At 35.1% G+C, this 522-nt stretch carries 2 protein-coding genes; both read right to left on the bottom strand.

Annotated elements, in window-relative coordinates; genetic code table 11:
- Window positions 1-41: 41 nt before the first annotated feature.
- The gene (locus L2764_RS27610; protein WP_248943517.1) at window positions 42-311 is read right to left on the bottom strand and encodes a hypothetical protein; all 270 of its coding nucleotides are present in this window, start codon (window positions 309-311) and stop codon (window positions 42-44) included.
- Between the two features lie 15 nt (window positions 312-326).
- Window positions 327-522: hypothetical protein (locus tag L2764_RS27605; RefSeq protein WP_248943516.1), on the bottom strand; the 196-nt coding region annotated here is incomplete at its 5' end.

Raw genomic sequence — 522 nt, 5'->3', positions numbered from 1 at the left:
ATTGTGAACCACACCCTAAGTAAACCAGTGACGTGAAATATTTATTTACGCCGCCACTGACTTCTTTTCATTATGTCGAAATAAGCATTTTCGAATGTTTCATTTTTGAGAGTATCTTTATTATTTTTCAAATAACGTTCAATAAAGTAATCAAGCGGGGTATCAGTTACACGACAGGCTTCAATCCCTCTTTCAACACACGCTAACGGTTGCTTGTACTCCTTGGCTAACTCGTTTGCTCTGACCCATTCAAAACGATCATAAATCTCGTCAACTTTTAGCACTCGAATACTGGTCTCATCGTAAGCCATATTATGTCCTTGATTTTAATGAATCGATTTCAATACAATATTGCCCTCTATCTCAGTTTCTTCAACCACAAAGAGAGAAGTATTTCTAATGACTTCAATTATAGAAGGTGTCTTCTTGGGGTTTGTTAACATTAAAATAGGTATGATCTGATTTCCCTTATCATCGAAACCTTTTTCAATATCAGACTGATATATACAGATAAAATCAGAT

Origin of the sequence: Shewanella surugensis (assembly GCF_023284005.1) — a bacterium.
Taxonomy (GTDB): domain Bacteria; phylum Pseudomonadota; class Gammaproteobacteria; order Enterobacterales; family Shewanellaceae; genus Shewanella; species Shewanella surugensis.
Note: the sequence above shows the minus strand (reverse complement) of the source record. Positions and strands in the feature narration are given on the sequence as shown.

Coding starts and splice junctions, on each gene's coding strand:
- L2764_RS27610 (WP_248943517.1), bottom strand. CDS start 311: ATGGCTTACGATGAGACCAGTATTCGAGTGCTAAAAGTTGACGAGATT.